Origin of the sequence: Magnetospirillum sp. (assembly GCA_027532905.1) — a bacterium.
Classification (GTDB): Bacteria; Pseudomonadota; Alphaproteobacteria; order CACIAM-22H2; family CACIAM-22H2; genus Tagaea.
The window spans coordinates 294,731-315,146 of sequence record JAPZUA010000004.1 but is presented as its reverse complement, the minus strand read 5'-3'; the positions used below and the strand labels follow the sequence as shown (position 1 = coordinate 315,146).

19 protein-coding genes are annotated in these 20,416 nt (G+C 64.6%); 15 read left to right on the top strand and 4 right to left on the bottom strand.

All coding sequences use genetic code 11. The features are described 5' to 3' along the window. Positions 1-8: 8 nt before the first annotated feature. The 3 genes from O9320_15360 to O9320_15350 are packed head-to-tail and all read left to right on the top strand — an operon-like array spanning position 9 to position 2,951. Positions 9-1,100: a TRAP transporter substrate-binding protein gene (locus O9320_15360; GenBank protein MCZ8312223.1), complete on the top strand. Its 1,092-nt coding sequence runs from the start codon at positions 9-11 to the stop codon at positions 1,098-1,100. A 23-nt stretch (positions 1,101-1,123) separates the two neighbouring features. Beyond that, complete coding sequence (locus tag O9320_15355) at positions 1,124-1,618, top strand: TRAP transporter small permease subunit (GenBank protein MCZ8312222.1); 495 nt, start codon at positions 1,124-1,126, stop codon at positions 1,616-1,618. A gap of 7 nt (positions 1,619-1,625) precedes the next feature. Next, complete coding sequence (locus O9320_15350) at positions 1,626-2,951, top strand: TRAP transporter large permease subunit (protein ID MCZ8312221.1); 1,326 nt, start codon at positions 1,626-1,628, stop codon at positions 2,949-2,951. 90 nt (positions 2,952-3,041) lie between these two features. On the opposite strand, the gene O9320_15345 is transcribed toward O9320_15350, so the two are convergent. The 3 genes from O9320_15345 to O9320_15335 form a co-directional block, all read right to left on the bottom strand. Next, positions 3,042-3,758 carry a Bax inhibitor-1/YccA family protein gene (locus tag O9320_15345; GenBank protein MCZ8312220.1) on the bottom strand — a complete coding sequence of 239 codons (717 nt, stop codon included), beginning with the start codon at positions 3,756-3,758 and terminating at the stop codon, positions 3,042-3,044. 211 nt (positions 3,759-3,969) lie between these two features. Continuing rightward, on the bottom strand, positions 3,970-6,504 hold the full coding sequence (locus O9320_15340; protein ID MCZ8312219.1) for an ABC transporter permease: 2,535 nt from the start codon (positions 6,502-6,504) through the stop codon (positions 3,970-3,972). Beyond that, a complete protein-coding gene (locus O9320_15335) occupies positions 6,501-7,211 on the bottom strand; it encodes an ABC transporter ATP-binding protein (protein ID MCZ8312218.1) in 711 nt (236 codons plus the stop codon). Before O9320_15335 ends, O9320_15340 begins: the two co-directional genes overlap by 4 nt. A 133-nt stretch (positions 7,212-7,344) precedes the next feature. Here O9320_15335 and O9320_15330 point away from each other — a divergent pair, with 133 nt between their 5' ends. Continuing rightward, a complete protein-coding gene (locus tag O9320_15330; protein ID MCZ8312217.1) occupies positions 7,345-7,890 on the top strand; it encodes an arylesterase in 546 nt (181 codons plus the stop codon). A gap of 7 nt (positions 7,891-7,897) precedes the next feature. Here the strand turns inward: O9320_15330 and O9320_15325 are convergent, their stop codons facing one another. Beyond that, positions 7,898-8,269, bottom strand: coding sequence for a DUF2306 domain-containing protein (locus tag O9320_15325; protein MCZ8312216.1), 372 nt, complete (start codon positions 8,267-8,269; stop codon positions 7,898-7,900). Positions 8,270-8,319: 50 nt separating this feature from the next. Between O9320_15325 and O9320_15320 the strand changes: the two genes are divergently transcribed. From O9320_15320 to O9320_15270, 11 genes are all read left to right on the top strand, one after another. After that, on the top strand, positions 8,320-9,462 hold the full coding sequence (locus O9320_15320; protein ID MCZ8312215.1) for an FIST C-terminal domain-containing protein: 1,143 nt from the start codon (positions 8,320-8,322) through the stop codon (positions 9,460-9,462). A gap of 36 nt (positions 9,463-9,498) precedes the next feature. Beyond that, positions 9,499-10,542, top strand: coding sequence for an NADP(H)-dependent aldo-keto reductase (locus O9320_15315; GenBank protein MCZ8312214.1), 1,044 nt, complete (start codon positions 9,499-9,501; stop codon positions 10,540-10,542). A 1-nt stretch (position 10,543) separates the two neighbouring features. Then, positions 10,544-11,083 (top strand): RNA 2',3'-cyclic phosphodiesterase, encoded by a 540-nt coding sequence (gene thpR / locus O9320_15310; GenBank protein MCZ8312213.1) that lies wholly within the window; start codon positions 10,544-10,546, stop codon positions 11,081-11,083. Beyond that, positions 11,080-11,691: a YdeI/OmpD-associated family protein gene (locus O9320_15305; GenBank protein MCZ8312212.1), complete on the top strand. Its 612-nt coding sequence runs from the start codon at positions 11,080-11,082 to the stop codon at positions 11,689-11,691. Before thpR ends, O9320_15305 begins: the two co-directional genes overlap by 4 nt. A gap of 33 nt (positions 11,692-11,724) precedes the next feature. Beyond that, a complete protein-coding gene (locus tag O9320_15300; protein ID MCZ8312211.1) occupies positions 11,725-12,441 on the top strand; it encodes an NAD-dependent deacylase in 717 nt (238 codons plus the stop codon). Next, positions 12,438-13,577 carry a cell division protein ZapE gene (zapE, locus tag O9320_15295; protein ID MCZ8312210.1) on the top strand — a complete coding sequence of 380 codons (1,140 nt, stop codon included), beginning with the start codon at positions 12,438-12,440 and terminating at the stop codon, positions 13,575-13,577. The genes O9320_15300 and zapE overlap by 4 nt, the downstream gene beginning before the upstream one ends. Continuing rightward, positions 13,574-14,197, top strand: coding sequence for a histidine phosphatase family protein (locus O9320_15290; GenBank protein ID MCZ8312209.1), 624 nt, complete (start codon positions 13,574-13,576; stop codon positions 14,195-14,197). Before zapE ends, O9320_15290 begins: the two co-directional genes overlap by 4 nt. Positions 14,198-14,317: 120 nt before the next feature. Continuing rightward, positions 14,318-15,286, top strand: a complete 969-nt coding sequence (gene mdh, locus O9320_15285; GenBank protein MCZ8312208.1) for a malate dehydrogenase — start codon at positions 14,318-14,320, stop codon at positions 15,284-15,286. A 142-nt stretch (positions 15,287-15,428) separates the two neighbouring features. Then, positions 15,429-16,625, top strand: coding sequence for an ADP-forming succinate--CoA ligase subunit beta (gene sucC / locus O9320_15280; GenBank protein ID MCZ8312207.1), 1,197 nt, complete (start codon positions 15,429-15,431; stop codon positions 16,623-16,625). A 1-nt stretch (position 16,626) separates the two neighbouring features. After that, a complete protein-coding gene (gene sucD / locus O9320_15275; protein MCZ8312206.1) occupies positions 16,627-17,499 on the top strand; it encodes a succinate--CoA ligase subunit alpha in 873 nt (290 codons plus the stop codon). A 27-nt stretch (positions 17,500-17,526) separates the two neighbouring features. Further along, positions 17,527-20,409, top strand: coding sequence for a 2-oxoglutarate dehydrogenase E1 component (locus O9320_15270; GenBank protein ID MCZ8312205.1), 2,883 nt, complete (start codon positions 17,527-17,529; stop codon positions 20,407-20,409). Positions 20,410-20,416 lie beyond the last annotated feature (7 nt).

The following is a 20,416-nucleotide window of genomic DNA, read 5'->3' as shown; positions in this document are numbered from 1 at the left end:
AGCCATTCATGAAACGCCGTCGCTTTATGTCCGGTGCAGCCCTTGGCGCTGTCGGCGCCGGACTCGCGGCCCCTGCCGTCGTCACGGCGCAGACCACGTTCAACTGGCGCATGACGAGCTTCTACGGCCCCAACGCGGCCTTCTATTCGACCGGCCCCGGCTCGGCCAAGGATCTCATCGAGCGCATCCAGGCGATGTCGAACGGGCGTATACGCATCCAGTTCTTCGGGGCGGGCGAGCTGGTGCCAGCGGCCGAAGGTTTCGACGCGGTATCGCAGGGCATCGTCGAAATGAACTACGCCAATGCCTATTTTTGGACGGGCAAAAGCTTCGCTGCACAATATTTCACCGCCGTTCCGTTCGGCCTCAATTTCCAGGGACTGAATGGCTGGATGTATGACGGCGGCGGCTTGGCGCTGTGGCGCGAAGTCTACGACCGCTTCAATCTGGTCCCCTTCCTGTGCGGCAATACCGGCGTGCAGATGACGGGCTGGTTCAAGAAGCCGATCGAGCGCGTTGAAGATTTCCGCGGCCTCAAGATGCGCATTCCGGGCCTTGCTGGGCGCGTCTACCAGACGCTGGGTGTGGATGTGCGCCTGCTGCCCGGCGGCGAGATTTTCCCGGCCCTCGAGCGCGGCGTCATCGATGCGGCCGAATTCGTAGGCCCGTTCCTCGACCGGCAGCTCGGCCTGCAGCGCGCGGCCAAATACTACTACACGACCGGCTGGCACGAGACGGCGACGGCGTCCGAACTCATCATCAACAAGGCCGCGTGGGCGCGTCTGCCCGCCGACCTCAAAGCCATCGTCGAAAACGCGACGGCCGCGTGCAACGTCATCTCCGAGGCGTGGTGCCAAAAGAACAACGCCGAGGCGATGGAAGACCTAATCAAGAACCAGGGCGTGATCGCAGCGCCCTTGCCCGATCAGATCGTCGATGCATTGCGCAGCGCCAACGACCGCATCCTCGAGGAAGCCGTGGCGCGCGACCCTGTCGTCAAGCGCGTGCACGACTCGTACATGGCCTACAAGTCCAAATACGATTCGTGGGCGGGCTACAGCGAGACCGTTTACCACGCGAAGATCCGGACCAAGTCTTGATCCTCGCCGAACAAACGCACGGCATGCCGCGCCTCGTCCGCTCGCTCGACGGTCTGGTCGAAGCGATCGGGCGAGCGTCGGCGTGGACCACCTTCGTGCTGGTCTGCACGATGGCGGGCAATGTGCTGCTGCGCTACGGCTTCAACACCGGCTCGGTGTGGGCGCAGGAACTCGAATGGCACCTGATGGCGCCGATCTGCCTGTTCGGCATGTCCTACGCGTTGGCGCACGGCGAGCATGTGCGCGTCGACGTGCTGTTCGCGGATTTCGCCCCGCGCACGAAGCTTCTCGTCGAGATCGTGTCGGCCGGCCTCGGCTTTCTCGTGTGCGTGGCCGTAATCTGGCTGTCCTGGGGCTACGTGGCACAGTCGTTCGGCCAGTCGGAAGCCTCGGCCAATCCCGGCGGCATTCCGTTTCGCTGGGCGCTCAAAGCGATGATCCCGATCGGCTTTGCCGTGCTGCTGCTGCAGTATTTTTCGCTGGCATTGCGCTACGCGATCCAGCTCCGTCGCCCTTAGGACTCCAATGCCGCTTACAGAAATCTACGCGATCGCCATGCTCGTGGCGTTCTTTGGCCTGTTGATGATCGGCATTCCGGTCGGCCTAACCTTGGCCGTATCGGGCTTCGTGTTCGGCTGGCTCGGCTTCGGGCCGCTGCTGTTCAATTTGCTGCCGCATCGCCTCTACGGCGTCATCACCAACTATTCGCTGCTGGCGATCCCGCTCTTCGTGTTCATGGGCGTGATGCTCGAGAAATCGCGCATGGCCGAGGATTTGATGGAGGTCGTGGGCCATCTTGCCGGCAGCCTGCGCGGCGGGCTCGGCATCGGCATCGTGGCGGTGGGCGTTCTGATGGGGGCGACCACCGGCATCGTGGGTGCGACCGTCGTCACACTCGGGCTGTTGACGCTGCCCACACTCTTGCGCCGCGGCTACGACAAGGGGCTTGCCTGCGGCGTCATCTGTGCATCGGGCACGCTCGGGCAGATTATTCCGCCGTCGCTGATCTTGATCCTTCTCGCCGACATCATGAACGAGTCGGTCGGCACGCTGTTTGCCGCCGCCGTGATCCCGGGGCTGCTGCTCGCCGCGATCTACTGCATCTACATTCTCGTCCTCGGCATGCTGCGGCCCGACATGGTGCCGCCCGTGCCGCAGGAAGAGCGCGACGCGCTGCCGCGGCGCGAGCTGTGGATCAAGCTCCTCAAGGTCGTGCTGCCGCCTGTGGGCCTCGTGGTGGCCGTGCTCGGCTCGATCATCGGCGGCATTGCCGCCCCCACGGAAGCCGCCTCGATGGGCGCTCTCGGCGCCATTCTGGTGACCTCGCTCGGCCGCCGCTTCTCGTTCGCGGTGCTGCGCGACACGGTTTTCACGACGACGAAAATCTCGGCGATGATGATGTTCATCCTGATGTGCGCGCAGGTGTTCGCCCTCGCCTTCCGTGGGCTGCAGGGCGAAAAGCTGGTGCACGACCTGTTCGAGCTGCTGCCCGGCGGCATCGGCGCGGACATCTGGTTCATGATGGCGATCATCTTCGTTCTCGGCTTTTTCATCGAATGGATCGAGATCAGCTACATCGCCGTGCCGCTGTTCCTGCCGATCTTCATCGACGCGGGCGTCAACCTCGTTTGGCTCGCCGCGCTCATCTGCGTCAATCTGCAGACGAGCTTCCTCACGCCGCCGTTCGGCTGGGCGCTCTTCTTCCTGCGCGGCGTGGCCCCGCCGGAGATCGCCACGGGCGACATCTATCGCGGCGTGTGGACCTTCATCGGCCTGCAGCTCGTGGCCCTCGTGCTTGTGTTCCAGTTCCCGGCCTTGGCCTTGTGGCTGCCGAAAGCGATCGGCTGGTAGGCGTCAGCGGTTCGCAGCAGGCAAAGAAAAACCCCGGATCGGTTGCCCGATCCGGGGTTCGTTCGTTCCAGCGTCGTCGGGCTTGACCGACTATTCGTTCTTGTCGCCGAAGAGCGACACGAGGGCCTGGAAGATGTTCACGAAGTTCAGGTACAGCGACAAAGCGCCCATGATCGCGACCTTGTCCTGCATCTCCGTGCCGTAGGTTTCGCCGTACGTATCCTTCAGGCGCTGCGTGTCCCACGCCGTGAGGCCCGTGAACACGATCACCGACGCGACCGAGATGATGAACTGCATCATCGACGACTGCAGGAAGATGTTGACGAGGCCCGCGATGATCACGCCGATAAGGCCCATGATCAGGAACGTGCCCATCTTCGAGAGGTCGGCCTTGGTCGTGTAGCCGTAGATGCTGATGCCCGCGAACATCGCGGCAGCCACGAAGAAGGCGCGTGCCACCGAAGCGCCCGTGAATACGAGCAGGATCGAGGCGAGCGAAGCGCCCATCAGCACGGCGAACACCCAGAAGCAGGCCATCAGCGCCGGCTTCGACATCTTTTCGAAGCGGAACGACATCAGCATCACGAAGCCGATGGGGGCCAGCATGACCACCCACTTCAGCGGCGTGCCGAAAATGGCTTGGGTCAGCATCGGCGACCCGGCGACGAGCAGCGCCACGATGCCCGACAGCGCCACGGCCGAGGCCATGTAGTTGTAGATGCCCAGCATATAGCTGCGCAGCCCTTGGTCGAATACCGCAGCATCGACGCCAGCGCGTGGCATATAGCGTTCTTGGGTCTCGTACATCGTCTTCCAGCTCCTTTTGGGTGGCGCTGCAAAGCCGGGGGCAGTGCAGCGGAACCTTGATTGCCCTGAAATTATGGTCAGGTTTGTGCGGGAATTCAATATCCCATGCGTTAAAATTGGACGATCTTTATGGCAAAACAGTGACTTATATAACTAACTCTATGTGTAAAACACCGATGTCCAAGCTTTGTCCGGCGGTTAGGCCTGGGCGCTAGGCATTGCGCAGCAAGGGTGCCGCCTTCTGCCCCAGTGCTCGCCACGTGCCCGCAAGCCCGAGCACGGCCACGCTTGCCGATGCGCCCAGAACGGTCATGGCAAGTGCCCCCGGCAGGATTACGAACTCGACCTTCATGTAGAGTGCGACGAGCAGCCAGGCGCAGAATGTGCCGACAAGGGCTGCCACGATGGCGGCGGCAGCCCCCGAAAGGGCGAACTCGGCCACAAGGGCGCGCATTACATCGCTGCGCTTGGCGCCGAGCACTTTGAGCATCACGGCATCGTATGTGCGCCGGCGTTGTGTGGCGAGGATGGCGCCCGCCAGCACCAACGTGCCGGCGATCAGCGTCAAGCCGGCCGTCACGCGGGCGGCGGCGGCAATGCCCTCGACCGTGTTGCGCGCGGTCGCGAGCGCGCGCTTAACGCGGATCGAGGAGATGTTCGGGAAGGCGGATGTGACGGCGCGCTCGAGCGCGTCTTCCTGGCCGTCGGCGACCTGGGCGGTCGCGATCCACGTCTGCGGTGCACCTTCGAGGGCGCCGGGGGCGAAGGTCAGCGTGAAGTTGATGCCGAGGCTCGTCCAGTCGATGGCGCGCAGATTGGCGATGCGCGCTTCCATCTCGCGGCCGAGCACGTTCATCGTGATCGTGTCGCCGACATTGAGGCCCATGCCGCGCGCGATCTGCGCGTCGAACGACACGAGCGGCGGCCCGGCATAGTCGGCCGGCCACCATTCGCCGGCCACGAGCCGCGTGCCCTTGGGCATCGGCCCCGTATAGGTAAGGCCGCGATCCGAGCCGAGGGCCCATTGCGCTTCGGGTGCCACGACGGCCTGCTCGATCGGCACGCCGTTGAGCTTTGAGATGCGCCCGCGCAACGAGGGCACCTGGCGCACTTCGCCCACGCCCGGATGGTTTTCGAGCAGCCGGTCGAACGCTTCGAGCTGGTCGCGCTGGATGTCGATGAAGAAGAAGGACGGCGCCATCTGCGGCAATTGCTCGGCCAATTGGCGGGCGAAATTGCCCTGCACCTGGGCAATCAACACCAGCACGGTAAGGCCCAAGCCCAGCGAAAGCACGATGCCCGGCGTCGGGCTGCCGGGCCGATGCATGTTGGCGAGTGCCAGCCGCAGGCCCGGATGGCGCACATGGCCCAAGCGCTTGGCAAGCCACGCAACGCCGAGAGCCGCCACGCGGAACAGCACGAACGTGAGCAGCGCCGCCAAGCAGAACCCAGCCCCCAAGCGCTGGTCGAGCGAAGCGACGATCGCAAGGGCGGCAAGCGCACACACCGCGGCGGCCGTGTAGAGGATGTAAATGCCACGCGGCCAACGTCGCACGGGTGCCACGAGATCGCGGAACAAAGCGGCGGCCGGCACGTCGCGCGCGCGCGCCAGCGGCCACAGCGAGAAAGCAAGTGCCGTGAGCAGGCCGAAGGCGCCCGCCACTATCAGCGGCAGCGGATATATGCCGCCGCGCGCCGAAACGCCAAGCCGCTCGGCCAACAGTGGCCCGAGCACGCCGGGCACCACCGCACCCACGATAAGGCCTGCGATAATGCCCGCCATGGCGAGGGCGAGGATCTGCATCAGATAAAGCCGCAGCACCAAGCGGCCAGGTGCGCCAAGGCACTTGATCGTTGCGATCGAAGCCACGCGGCTTTCGAGATAGCTGCGCACGGCGTTGGCCACACCTACGCCGCCGACCAACAACGCGGTCAAACCCACCAGAGTCAAAAACATCGCAATACGGTCGACCCAGCGCTGCAGGCCGGGGGCGGCTTCGCTCACGCCGCGAATGCGCCAGCCCGCATCGGGAAAGCGCGCTTTTAATTCTTCGACCCACGCGGTCGCGTTGCGCCCCGGAGCCAGCGCCACGCGATACTGGTTGCGGATCAGCGCCCCGGGCTGCTCGAGCCCGGTGACAGCCAAAGCCGCTTGATCCACCATCACGCGCGGACCCAGCGTAAACAGGTTGGCCGAACGGTCGGGCTCGTTGTCGATGATCGCACTCACGACAAAGCGCCCGTCGCCGACTTCGATTTCGTCGCCAAGCTTCAAGTTGAGCCGCGACAAGGTCGCGGGCTCCAACGCCGCACCGAAACGCCCGTCGGGGCGCTTTGCGAGCGCTGCTGCCAAATCGCCGTCGTCCAGCAAACGCAGCTTGCCAACGAGCGGATAGAGCGCGTCGATCGCTTTGAGCTCCACGAGCGTGCGCTCGTTTTCGGTGCGCGCCATCGCGCGCATTTCCTGCGTGGCCGAAACGCGGCCCGCCGCTTCAAGAAACGCCTGCTGTTCCGGCGTCGTGCGCCGATGCGTGAAAGAGAGTTCCACGTCGCCGCCGAGCAGCAGGCGCGCATCCTGGCGCAGGGCTTCGCGCACGCCCTCGGCAAGCGAACCTACGCCGGCGATCGCGGCCACGCCGAGCATCAGGCACGCCATGAACACACGAAAGCCCTTGATGCCGCCGCGCAGCTCGCGCCGGGCGAGTGCGAAGGCCAGCGAATAGCGGTCGGCGGCCAGCTTGATCATTGCGCTGCCGCCAGCACCGTGTTGGCGTCGGTCAGGCGGCCGTCGAGCATGCGCACCGCGCGGTCGCAGCGCCGTGCCAGGGCCGCGTCGTGCGTGATGAGCAGCAGGCCCGTGCCGATGCGTTTGCGCAGATCGAACATGAGATCGACGATCGAATGGCCTGTACCTGCATCGAGATTGCCGGTGGGCTCGTCCGCCAGCAGCAAGGCAGGCTCGGCCACAAATGCGCGCGCAAGCGCTGTGCGCTGCTGCTCGCCCCCGGACATCTGGCCCGGATAATGCGTCGTGCGATGGCCGAGGCCGACCGATTTCAGCACCTCCCGCGCCTTGTCCCACGCATCTTTGTCGCCCGCGAATTCGAGCGGGATAGCGACGTTTTCAAGGGCCGTCATGGTCGGGATCAGATGGAACGCCTGGAACACGATGCCGACATTGCGGCGCCGGAACAGCGCCAGACCGTCTTCGTCGAGGGCGGCCAGATCCTGGCCCAGCACCGAAACGCGGCCCGATGTCGGCCGCTCGAGCCCGGCCACGATCATCATCATCGTCGATTTGCCGGAGCCCGACGGGCCGATCACGGCGAGGCTCTCGCCTTGCGCCAATGTCATATCGACGCCGCGCAGGATATTGACCTCGCCCGCCTGGCTCGCCAATTTCAGATGGACATCGCTGAGTTCAATCAGAGGGGCATTCGATTTGTTCGACATTTTTGCGTCCTGGCCAGCTTCAAACGGCTCCCCCAGATATGGGCGTCGCCGCTTCCTTTTCAACGCAACTGCGGCAAGTCTTTGCGGGCTCGCCCCTTTTGGCGCAAAAGCGCAAGCGCCGCAGAAACGTTTGTTGCTGCTGGGCGACAGTTTAACGGCGGGCTACGGCCTGCCGGCCAACCAAGCTTTCCCCGCACGCCTCGATGCGGCATTGCGCGCAGCGGGCATTTCGCTCGGCATCGTCAATGCCGGCGTGTCGGGTGATACGTCGGCCGGCGGCTTGGCGCGTCTCGAGTGGGCGCTTGGCACCCCACCATTTCCCGAGTACGCGCTGGTGATTCTGGGGGCAAACGACGGTTTGCGCGGCCTCGACGTGGCGGCGATGGAGCGCAATCTCGACCAGATCGTCGAACGCCTCAAAGCGCGCGGCGTGCGCACGATGCTTTCGGGCATGCGCGCCCCGCCCAATATGGGCAGTGCCTATACGCAAGCCTTCGCGCGGAGTTTTTCGAACGTCGCGCTAAAACACGGAGTTCCGCTCGATCCGTTTTTCCTCGAAGGGGTCGCGGCCGTGCCTGCACTCAACCAGCCAGACGGCATCCACCCGAATGCGGCCGGCGTAGATGCCGTCGTGGCCCGCCTGCTGCCCGCCTTGCGGGCGTTTCTGACGGCGGCTTGATCGCGCGTTAGTTTCCGAAAACGAGGCTGCCGAGCAGGCGGCTCGGGAGCAGCGTGAAGGCGCCCGCGATCGCGAGGCCCAGATAGAGCCCGATCATCCAGCCGCGATGGGCTTGGATATTGCCGCGGCGCGCGTTCCAAACGGCCATCGCAAGGCCGAACAAGGTCCAGGCCGACAGAAGATGGATCCAGCTGAAATGGCCGTTGTGCCGGATCCAGAACGAGCCGAACGCGGTGGCCGCCATGCTCGCAACCCAAATGCGTCCGGTCAGCCGGTGGCTCGGCGTTCCTTTGGGCCGCGCGAACATGACGGCACCAAGCGCCAACGCCAGCAAAGCTGTCGAAATATGGAACGCAATCAATGGCGTCAGTCGGTCCATCGCGATTCTTCTTCGCAGGGGGCCTCGAATCGGGCGAGGATAGTCCGACAATGAGCACGCCGCACCCCCGAACCGCATCGCCGCGCATTGCCTCGGCCGAAGCCCATGGCGCGTCGGCCGCCGCGTGGGGCCGCATGGCGGTCAGCGTCGGCGAGGCGTTGTCGCGCGATCTGCCGGGGGCACGCCTCGGAATTCTCTACGCGACCGAATCGATGGCAGGCAAACTCGAGGAAGCGCTGGCCGTCGTGCGGCGTGTGTCGGGCATTCCCGATTGGGTGGGGGCCGTCGGCCACGGCATTGTCGGCCAACGCGAATATTTCAATGCTGCGGCTTTGACCGCACTCGCGATCGATCTGCCGAGCGACGCCTATCGCCTGCTGCCGCATTTGACCGACGATCTGTCGCCGCTGGGGGCGCATGCCGGCTGGATCGCTGCCCATCGGCCTGGCTTCGGCATCGTGCATGCCGATCCGCGCGGGGCCGACACCGCCGACCTCATCGCGGGTATCGCCGATGCGAGCGACGCGTTTTTGGTGGGCGGGCTTACGGCCGCTGTCGAAGAAACTTCGCAGATCTCTGGGCGCGCGGTTGCGGGCGGCGTGTCGGGCGTGCTGTTCGCAGGTTCGGTTGCGGTCGCAACCGGTATCACGCAAGGCTGCATGCCCTCGGGGCCTGTGCATCGCATAACGGCGGCGGACGGCAATGTTGTGATCGGGCTCGACGGCGAGCGCGCGCTCGACGTGTTCAAGCGCGATCTCGACATTGCGAGTGCGGCCCAGCTGCGTGGCTACGCCGCCGAGATGCAGATCGCCTTGCCGATCCCGGGTTCGGACATGGGCGACTATCTGGTGCGCGATTTCACCGGCATCGATCCGGCCGAAGGGCTGATCGGCGTGGCGGCCTTAGTTGAGCCCGGCGACCGGCTCTTCTTCGCGCGCCGCGACCGGGCGGCGGCCGTCGACGACATGGAACGCATGTGCGAGGGGCTCAAGCGGCGGGCGCCCCGCGCCACCGGCGGGCTTTATTTCAGCTGTGTCGCACGGGGCCCGCGCCTGTTTGCCGCCGACGGCTACGAGCGCGGCTTGCTGCGTGAGACATTCGGCGCCTTGCCCGTCGCCGGCTTTTTCTGCAACGGCGAGATTTCGAACGCGCGGCTTTACGGCTATACCGGCGTTCTCGCGCTGTTTTCGTAAGCGCACCACGAACGGCCGGGAAGGCATCGCAACCAAATGGAATACCGCAAACTTGGGATGACCGATCTGTCGGTCTCGGCCTTGTGCCTTGGCACGATGACGTGGGGCGAGCAGAACAGCGAAGCAGACGCGCATGCGCAGCTCGACATGGCCGTTGCGGCCGGCGTTAATTTTTTCGATGCGGCCGAGATGTATCCGGTCCCGCCGCGCGCCGAAACCTTCGGGCGCACCGAGGAATGTCTCGGCTCGTGGCTTGCCAAAAATAAAGCCCAGCGCGGCAAATACGTCGTTGCCACCAAAGTCACCGGGCGCGGCAATTTGCTGCCGCATGTGCGCGGCGGGGCCGGGCTCGACCGCGCCAATATCCTGATTGCCGTCGACGCGTCGCTCAAAAGGTTGCAGACCGACTATATCGATCTCTACCAGACCCATTCGCCGGACCGCCCCGCCAATCGTTTCGGCCAGCTCGATTATGTCCATCAGCCGAATGCATCGGAAGGTGCCCCGTTCGAGGAAACGCTTGGCACGTTGGCCGATTTGGTGAAGGCCGGCAAAATCCGCCATTTCGGCGTGTCGAACGAAACCCCGTGGGGCCTGATGCGCCAGCTGGGCTTGGCGGCTGCAGGGGCGGGTCCGCGGCCGCAAGCGATTCAGAATCCCTACAGTCTCCTCAATCGCAGTTTCGACGTGGGCTTGGCGGAAGTGGCGTTGCGCGAGCGCGTGGGCCTGCTCGCCTACAGCCCGCTCGCGATGGGCGTTTTGGCCGGCACCTATCTCGGCGGCGCGCGGCCCCCGGGCGCGCGCTTGACGCTCTTCGATCGTTTCAAGCGCTATTCCACGCCGCGTGCCGAACCGGCAGCGGCGGCCTATGTGCGCATTGCGCGCGACGCAGGGCTCGATCCGGCGCAAATGGCGCTCGCCTTCGTGACCGGCCGGCCGTTCGTGACGTCGAACATTTTCGGCGCCAGGACACTCAAACAGCTCGCAAGCAACCTCGCTTCGGCCGAATTGCGGCTGTCGGCTGACGTTCTGGCCGCACTCGACCGCGTGCACGCCGAAAACCCGAATCCCTGCCCCTAACATGTACCGCCTGTTCGCGGCCCTGGCCTTGCCCGAAGATATCGTGCTGCGCCTGCAGGGGCTGTGCGGTGGCGTGCCGGGTGCATTTTGGGAGACGGCTGAAAATCTGCATCTGACATTGCGTTTCATCGGCGAAGTGCCGGGCGACGTCGCCGAAGACGTCGCCTATGCGCTTGCAGGCGTGCGTCATGAACCGTTCGATCTGGAGCTTGCCGGCGTGGGCCATTTTTCGAGCGGACCCGTCGTGCGCGTGCTGTGGGCGGGTTTGCGCAAGTCCGACGCATTGCTTGCCTTGCGTGCGCGCATCGAAGCGGCGTTGCGCCGTATCGATCTTCCGTCCGACGGACGGCGTTTCATCCCGCACGTAACGCTCGCCAAGCTCGCCGATCCGTCGGTTCCGAAAGTGCAGGAATGGCTCGCCACGCACGCGCTCTTCAAGGCGGGGCCGTTTGCGGTCGAACGTTTTGCGCTCTATTCGAGTGCGCGCGCCGGGGCCGCGCGCATCTACGAGCGCGAAGCCGATTTTCTGTTGCGCACATGAAGGCAAAACAAACCAACCCGGACGACCGTCTGCGCGTCGAGGTCAGATCGCGCGCCGAACTGCACAAGTGGCTGGCCAAGAACCATGCGCGCAAAGAAGCGATCTGGCTCGTGACCTGGAAAAAGGGCGGGTCCGTGCCGCATCTGCCCTGGCCCGAGATCGTCGACGAGGCGTTGTGTTTCGGCTGGATCGACAGCCTGCCGCGCAAGCTCGACGACGCGCGCACGATGCTGCTGCTGTCGCCGCGCCGGGCGGGCAGCGGCTGGTCGGCCATCAACAAGAAAAAGGCCGAAGCGCTGATCGCGGCCGGCCGCATCGCGCCGCCCGGTTTGGCAGCAATCGCGCGCGCCAAAAAAGACGGCAGCTGGACCAAGCTCGATGCCGCGCACGCGCTCGAAATGCCGGCCGATCTTGCGGCTTCGTTGGCCGCCGCCGCACCGGCGACCGCCAATTTCACGGCCTTCAGCCCGTCCTCGCGGCGCGCCATTCTGGAATGGATCGGGGCCGCCAAGAAGCCGGAAACGCGCGCCAAGCGTATTGCCGAAACCGCGCACTTGGCGCAGCGCAACATCAAAGCAAACCATCCGAATGCACGCCAAGCGCCTTGATCCGCGCCGCCTTTTGGATAGGGTGGCGATTGCATGCAGGGTTCGATCGTGGTGCTGACCGGGGCGGGGATATCGAAGGAATCGGGGTTGGCAACCTTCCGCGATCCCGACGGCATTTGGGCCAGCGTGCGCATCGAAGACGTTGCGACCCCGCAGGCTTTCGTGCGCGACGAAGCGCGCGTGCACGCTTTCTACAATGCGCGCCGCAAAGGCTTGCGCGACCCTTCCGTGCAGCCCAACGACGCGCATCTCGCCCTTGCGATTCTCGAAGCCAACTGGACGGGCGAGATGCTGCTGGTCACGCAGAACGTGGACGATCTGCACGAGCGTGCGGGCTCGCAGAATGTGCGCCACATGCATGGCGAGCTTAACAAAGCGCGCTGCATGGCGTGCGGCATTGTGGCCGAGGTTGGCGGCGATATCGCCGTCAATTCGGTGTGCCCGGCCTGTGCGGCCAATGGGGCATTGCGCCCCCATATTGTTTGGTTCGGCGAAGTGCCGTTCCACATGGAAGAGATCGAAGAAAAACTCGCGAATTGCGCGCTGTTTGTGGCGATCGGCACGTCGGGCCATGTCTATCCGGCGGCGGGTTTCGTCGAAATCGCCGCCGCAAACGGCGCACGCACGGTCGAACTCAATCTCGAGCCGTCGGCGACCAGCAATGCCTTTGCCGAGCGGCGCTTAGGCCCTGCGACGCAGATCGTGCCGCAATTCGTGGCCGAGCTTCTGGGCGTGGTGCCGCCCGCATGACCGCCCTGCTCGACGCCTACCGGGCCAAGCTCGCAGAGGGCGAAATCAAGCCCGATCCCGCCCAAGCCTTCGCGGTCGAAAAGCTCGAGACGCTGTCGCGCGCGCTGCTTGCCTACAAGCCCGACCCGCGGCCGGGCTTCTGGCGCGCGTCGCTGGGTTTTGCGCGCAAATTCGGCGCCGAGCAGCGCGGTGCCCCCCCCACGGGCCTCTATTTCTTCGGCGGCGTGGGGCGCGGCAAATCGATGCTCATGGATCTGTTCTTCGCGCATGCCGCCAGCGAAAAAAAGCGCCGCGTGCATTTCCACGCCTTCATGCTGGAGGTGCACGCGCGCATCCATGCTTGGCGCCAGACGGCGGAAGCAAAAAAGGGCGACGGCGATCCGATCCCGCCTTTGGCGGCGGCCTTTGCCGAGGAAGCCTTTTTGCTGTGCTTCGACGAGTTCCAGATCACCAATATCGCCGACGCGATGATCCTCGGCCGCCTGTTCGAGGCGTTGTTCGCCAAGGGTGTGGTCGTGGTGGCGACGTCGAATATCGAACCCGACGATCTCTATCTGAACGGGCTGCAGCGCGAGCGGTTTTTGCCGGCGATCGAACTTCTGAAGCAGAAGCTCGACGTGCTGGCCCTCGATGGCGGCATCGACTATCGGCGCATCCGCATACGCGGCCTGCCGGTCTACCACACGCCGCTGGGGCCGGCGGCGACGGGCGAACTCGAAAAAGCTTTTTCGACTCTGACGGAGGGAGCGATCGTGGGGCCCGCTACGCTCGATGTCGGCGGGCGCGATCTTGAACTGGCGCGCACGGGCGGCGGTGTCGCGTTCGCGTCGTTCGCCGATCTGTGCATGAAGGCGCTTGGCTCGGGCGACTATCTTGCCCTTGCGCGCAATTTCCACACGTTGGTGCTCGATGGCGTGCCGGTGCTCGACCCTGAAAAGCGCAACGAGGCGCGCCGCTTCGTGAACCTCATCGACGCGCTCTACGAACATCGCGCCAAGCTCGTGATGGCCGCCGACGCTGCCCCTGAAGACCTGCACGCCAAAGGCGACCACGCCTTCGAATTCCAGCGCACCGCGAGCCGACTTTTCGAAATGCAGAGCCAGGACTATCTCGCCGCGCCGCATTTGGGCGGTTGAGGCTCGCCGACCGGCACCAAGCGCCCTATATCGCGGCTATGAAGCTTTTTTCGACGTTTTTCGGGGCGGTCTTTGCCGCACTGGTCCTCGTTGCCCCCGCCAAAGCCGCCGAGCCGGTATTGGCCGCCACCCTTGCGGCGCCCGGCCATGTGCTGCTGCTGCGCCACGCGATCGCACCCGGAACGGGCGATCCGGCCGGCATGCGGCTCGGCGATTGCGCAACCCAGCGCAATCTCGATGCAGCGGGCCGCGCCCAAGCGCAGGCGATCGGGGCAGGATTGCGCCAAGCCGGGATTGCCCAAGCGCGCGTGTTCACAAGCCAATGGTGCAGGGCGCGCGAAACCGCCGAAATCCTCGCCCTCGGGCCCGTCGTCGAGCGCCCGGCGGAGCTCAATTCGTTCTTCGACGAACGCACGGCGCAACCTGCGGCAACTGCCGCTTTGCGGGCTTTTCTGCGCACATTGCCCGCCGATGGCGGCTTGGTCGTGCTGGTTACGCACCAGGTCAACATCACGGCCCTTACCGGCATTTTCCCGGCGTCGGGCGAGGGGGTTGTGCTGCGCATGGCACCGGGCGGCGAATTTGCGGTTGCCGGGCGCTTGCCGCCGCCGCGCCGCTAGGTGCCACCCTCCTGACCGCCCCACTTGCCCAGGGGCGGCGGACCGCGTAAAACCCGTTCCGGTATTTTCGCATCGCAGCGACCGGACCAGTTCGGGGCGGTCGAAAAAGGGGAAATTCGCATGGCGCGCAACAAGATCGCTCTCGTCGGGGCAGGGCAAATCGGCGGCACTTTGGCGCTTCTGGCCGGGCTCAAGGAATTGGGCGATGTGGTGCTGATCGACATCGCCGAGGGCATCCCGCAGGGCAAGGCGCTCGACCTTGCCGAAGCAGCTCCGGTCGACGGGTTCGATGTCGCCCTCTCGGGCTCCAACGATTTTGCCGCCATGAAGGGGGCCGACGTCGTGATTGTCACGGCCGGCGTGCCGCGCAAGCCCGGCATGACGCGCGACGATCTGATCGGCATCAACGTAAAGGTCATGGCGACGGTCGGCGAAGCGCTGAAGAACCATGCGCCCGACGCGTTCGTGATCTGCGTCACCAACCCGCTCGACGTGATGGTGTGGGTGCTGCAGGTGCTCTCGGGCTTGCCGACCAACAAGGTCGTCGGCATGGCGGGCGTGCTCGACAGCGCGCGCTTCCGCTACTTCCTCGCCGACGAATTCAAGGTCTCGGTCGAAGACGTCACGGCCTTTGTGCTCGGCGGCCACGGCGACACGATGGTGCCCTCGGTGCGCTATTCGACGGTCGCCGGCATTCCGCTGCCCGACCTCATCAAGATGGGCTGGACCACGCAGGAACGCCTCGACAAGATCGTGCAGCGCACGCGCGACGGCGGTGCCGAAATCGTCAATCTCTTGAAGACGGGCTCTGCCTTCTATGCGCCCGCCATGTCGGCGATCGAAATGGCCGCGAGCTACCTGCGCGACAAGCGCCGCCTGCTCCCCTGCGCGGCCTGGCTCGACGGCCAGTACGGCCAGAAGGGTCTTTATGTCGGCGTGCCGGTCATCATCGGCAAGAACGGCGTGGAAAAGATCGTCGAAATCACGCTCGACGAGGGCGAAAAGGCCGGATTTGCCAAGTCCGTCGCGGCCGTCAAGGATCTGTGCGCGATCGCCGAGAAGCTCCTCAAGGCCGACGGCAAACTGTAACTTGCAGGTCGCACCGGGGCAGGTACCGTTGCAAGCGGACCCTGCCCCGGACTAACCTAGCGACGTACCGCGATTTTTTGCGACTTCAAGGCCGCCCGCTCTCGAGCCGCCTTCGGCCACCGCCAACCGACTGGATCGCACAATGAATATCCACGAATACCAAGCCAAGACCCTGCTGGCGCGCTACGGCGTCGCGGTTCCCAAGGGCGGGGTTGCCTACACGCCCGACGAAGCCGAAAAAGTGGCGCGCGAACTGGGCGGCCCGGTTTGGGTCGTCAAATCGCAGATCCATGCGGGCGGGCGCGGGGCGGGCCGCTTCAAGGACGATCCCAACGGCAAAGGCGGCGTGCGCGTCGTCAAATCGATCGACGAGGTCAAGAAAAACGCCTCTGCGATGCTCGGAAAGACGCTGATTACCAAGCAGACCGGACCCAAGGGCAAAGAGGTCAAACGCATCTATGTCGAGGAAGGGTGCGACATCAAGCGCGAGCTCTATCTCGGCATGCTGGTCGACCGCGGCAGCCAGCGCATCACCGTGATGGCGTCGACCGAAGGCGGCATGGACATCGAAGACGTCGCCCACAACACGCCCGAAAAAATCGTCAAGATCGCGATCGACCCGACGCAAGGCCTGCAGCCCTACTATGCGCGCAAGGTGGCGTTTGCGCTCGGTCTGGAAGGCAAGCAGATCGGCGCTTGCGTGAAGTTCCTGACCGCGATGTACGAAGCTTTCACGAGCCTCGACGCCTCGATCGTCGAGATCAATCCGCTGGTCGTGACAGGGGCGGGCGAAGTGCTGGCCCTCGACGCCAAGATGAATTTCGACGACAACGCGCTGTTCCGCCACAAGGACGTGGCCGATCTGCGCGACGAAGACGAAGAAGATCCGATGGAGCTCGAAGCCTCCAAGCACGAGCTCAACTACGTGAAGCTCGACGGCTCGATCGGCTGCATGGTCAACGGTGCGGGCCTTGCCATGGCGACGATGGATATCATCAAGCTCTATGGCGGCGAGCCCGCGAACTTCCTCGACGTCGGCGGCGGGGCCACGCGCGAGCGCGTGACGCAGGCCTTCAAGCTGATCCTGTCGGACCCCAATGTCGAAGGCATTCTCGTCAACATCTTCGGCGGCATCATGCGCTGCGACGTGATCGCCGAAGGTGTGGTAGCCGCCGCGCGCGAAGTGGCACTCAACGTGCCGCTGGTGGTGCGCCTCGAAGGCACCAACGTCGATCTCGGCAAGAAGATCCTCAAAAATTCGGGCCTCAAGATCGTCTCGGCGGACAATCTCGCCGATGCCGCGCAAAAGATCGTCACGGCCGTTAAGGAGGCCGCATAACATGGCCGTTCTCGTCGACAAGAACACCAAAGTCATCTGCCAGGGCTTCACGGGCGCCCAAGGCACGTTTCATTCCGAACAGGCAGTCGCCTACGGCACCAAGATGGTCGGCGGCGTGACACCCGGCAAAGGCGGAACCCGCCATCTTGATCTGCCGGTCTTCAACACGGTCGACGAAGCCGTACACGCGACCGGGGCCGACGCCTCGGTCATCTACGTGCCGCCGCCTTTTGCGGCCGACGCGATCCTCGAGGCGGTCGACGCCAAGCTTCGCCTCGTGGTGTGCATCACCGAAGGCATTCCGGTTCTCGACATGGTGCGCGTGAAGCGCGCAATGTCGGGCAGCAAGACGCGCCTCATCGGGCCGAACTGCCCGGGCGTCATCACGCCGGGCGAATGCAAGATCGGTATCATGCCGGGCCACATCCACACGCGCGGCAAGATCGGCATCGTGTCGCGCTCGGGTACGCTCACCTACGAGGCGGTCGCACAGACCACGGCTGCCGGACTCGGCCAGACGACCTGCATCGGTATTGGCGGCGATCCGGTCAACGGCACCAACTTCATCGACGCGCTCGAACTGTTCGTGGCCGATCCCGAAACGCAGGGCATCATCATGATCGGCGAAATCGGCGGCTCGGCAGAAGAGGATGCGGCCGAATTCTATCGCTCGACCGGCTGCAAGAAGCCGATCGTCGGCTTCATTGCGGGCGTGACAGCCCCTCCGGGTCGTCGCATGGGCCATGCCGGTGCGATCATCTCGGGCGGCAAGGGCACGGCCGCTGACAAGTTCGAGGCGATGCGATCGGCGGGATTCCACATCGCGGACTCGCCCGCTTCGCTGGGCTCGACCATGCTCAAGGCGATGAGCTAACCGTCTTACGTCCTAAAAGGCACTGACATGGCGACGCATCCCGATCTCGATTCGATGTTCAATGGCGCCAACGCGGTCTATCTGGCCGAATTGTTGGACCAGTATCGCGCCGATCCGGCCAGCGTAGATTCAAGCTGGCACGGCATTCTGCGCGAGATGGAATCCGATGTGGCGGGCACTTACCAGCCCAAATGGGGCCGCGAGAAAACCCGCGTGATCGGCGTTGCCGAAGCCCCCGTTGCCCCGCCGAAGGGCAAGGGCGGTGCGGCACCTGCCGCCGTTGCGGCGGCACCGGCGCCGGGCTCGCTCACGGCCGAACAGGCGCGCGCCGCCACGCTCGATTCGATCCGCGCCATCATGATGGTGCGCGCCTATCGCGTGCGCGGGCATCTTGCCGCCAATCTCGATCCGTTGGGCCTTACCAACCGCGAGCAGCATCCCGAGCTCGATCCGGCCAGCTACGGCTTCACCGAAGCCGACATGGACCGAAAGATCTTCATCGACAACGTGCTCGGCATGCATTCGGCAAGCCTGCGCGAGATCATCGCGGCCCTCAAAACAACCTATTGCGGCTCGATCGGCGTCGAGTTCATGCACATTACGGATCCCGAGCAGAAAAGCTGGATCCAGCAGCGCATCGAAGGTCCGCGCAACCACACCGATTTCACCGAGCGCGGCAAGCGCGCGATCCTCGAGCGTCTGACGGCGGCCGAAGGTTTCGAGCGCTATCTCGACAAAAAATTCGTCGGCACCAAGCGCTTCGGCCTCGACGGCGCTGAGTCGGCCGTTCCGGCCCTCGAGCAGATCATCAAGCGCGGCGGCCAGTTGGGCGTGCGCGAGATCGTGATCGGCATGCCGCATCGCGGCCGCCTCAACGTGCTCGCCAACGTGATGGGCAAGCCGTACGTCGCGATCTTCTCGGAGTTCCAGGGCGTGTCCTCGCAGCCCGACGACGTGCAAGGTTCGGGCGACGTCAAATACCATCTCGGCACCTCGTCCGACCGCGAGTTCGACGGCAACAAGGTGCATCTGTCGCTGACCGCCAACCCGTCGCATCTCGAGGCGGTCAATCCCGTGGTGCTCGGCAAGGCGCGCGCCAAGAGCGTGCAGCTCGGCGACAACGACCGCGCGCAGGTAATGCCGATGCTGCTGCACGGCGACGCGGCGTTTGCGGGCCAGGGTATTGTGCCCGAAACGATGAGCTTCGTGGATATTCTGGGCTACCGCACCGGCGGCACCATCCATTTCGTGGTCAACAACCAGATCGGCTTCACGACGGCACCGGCCTATTCGCGTTCGGGCGCTTACTGCACCGACATCGCCAAGGGCCTTGGATTTCCGGTGTTCCACGTCAACGGCGACGATCCCGAAGCAGTCGTGCATGTGGCGCGCATCGCGGTCGAGTTCCGCCAGCGTTTCCACCGCGACGTCGTGATCGACATGATCTGCTACCGCCGCCACGGCCACAACGAGGCCGACGAGCCGTCTTTCACGCAGCCCATCATGTACCGCAAGATCGCGGCCCAGATGACCACGCGCACGCTCTATGCCGAGCAGCTCGTGCGCGAAAAATCGATGACGGCCGAAGAAGCGCAGAAGATCTACGACGATTTCGCGGCGCATCTCGAATCGCAGTTCGAAGCGTCCAAGAACTACAAGCCGAACAAAGCCGACTGGCTCGAGGGCAAGTGGGCGGGCATCGAGCTTGCGAAGAAAGAGGACAATCGCGGCAACACGGCTGTGCCGACCGAGCTGCTGCGCGAAGTCGGCAAGGCGATCTCGACCGTGCCGGATGGGCACAATATTCACCGCACGATCCGCCGCCAGCTCGACAACAAAGCCAAGATCCTCGACGTGGGCGTCGGCCTCGACTGGGCGACGGCCGAAGCGCTCGCCTTCGGCACGCTCGCGGTCGAAGGAACGCCCGTGCGCCTGTCCGGCCAGGATTGCGGCCGCGGCACCTTTTCGCAGCGCCATTCGGTGCTGGTCGACCAGGAAACCGAAAAGCGCTACGTGCCGCTCAACAATATCCGCAAGGGCCAGGCGACGTTCGAAGTGCACGACAGCCCACTGTCGGAGTTCGGCGTGCTCGGTTTCGAATACGGCTATTCGCTGGCCGAGCCCAACGCGCTCGTGCTGTGGGAAGCGCAGTTCGGCGACTTCGCCAACGGTGCCCAGACCATGTTCGACCAGTTCATCTCGTCGGGCGAGGCCAAGTGGCTGCGCATGTCGGGTCTCACGATCCTGCTGCCGCACGGCTACGAAGGGCAGGGCCCCGAGCATTCCTCGGCCCGGCTCGAGCGCTTTTTGCAGATGTGCGCGGAAGACAATTGGCAGGTCTGCAATCTCACCACGCCCGCCAACTATTTCCATGCACTTCGCCGCCAGGTGCGCCGCACGATCCGCAAACCCTTGCTGATCATGACGCCCAAATCGCTGCTGCGGCACAAGCTCGCGGTCTCGAATTTGGCCGACTTTGGGCCGGGTACGAGCTTCCACCGCATCCTGCCCGAGGCCGAAAAACTCGTCGCCGACGACAAGATCAAGCGCGTCGTGCTGTGCTCGGGCAAGGTCTACTACGATCTCCTGGAAGAGCGCACCAAGCGCGCCCTCAAGGACGTGGCGCTGATCCGCATCGAGCAGCTCTACCCGTTCCCGCTTGCCACGACCGAACGCGAGCTTGGCCGCTACAAAAACGCCGAGATCGTGTGGTGCCAGGAAGAGCCGCAGAACATGGGTGCGTGGACCTTCGTCGACCAGCGCCTCGAAGCGCTCTTGACCAATCTCAAGCATCCGGCCAAGCGTCCGCGCTATGTCGGCCGCTCGGAGATGGCCGCGACCGCAACCGGCCTCTACAAGCGCCACAACAAAGAGCAGGCCGATCTCGTCAACGCCGCGTTGAGCGTCTGACGCGTCC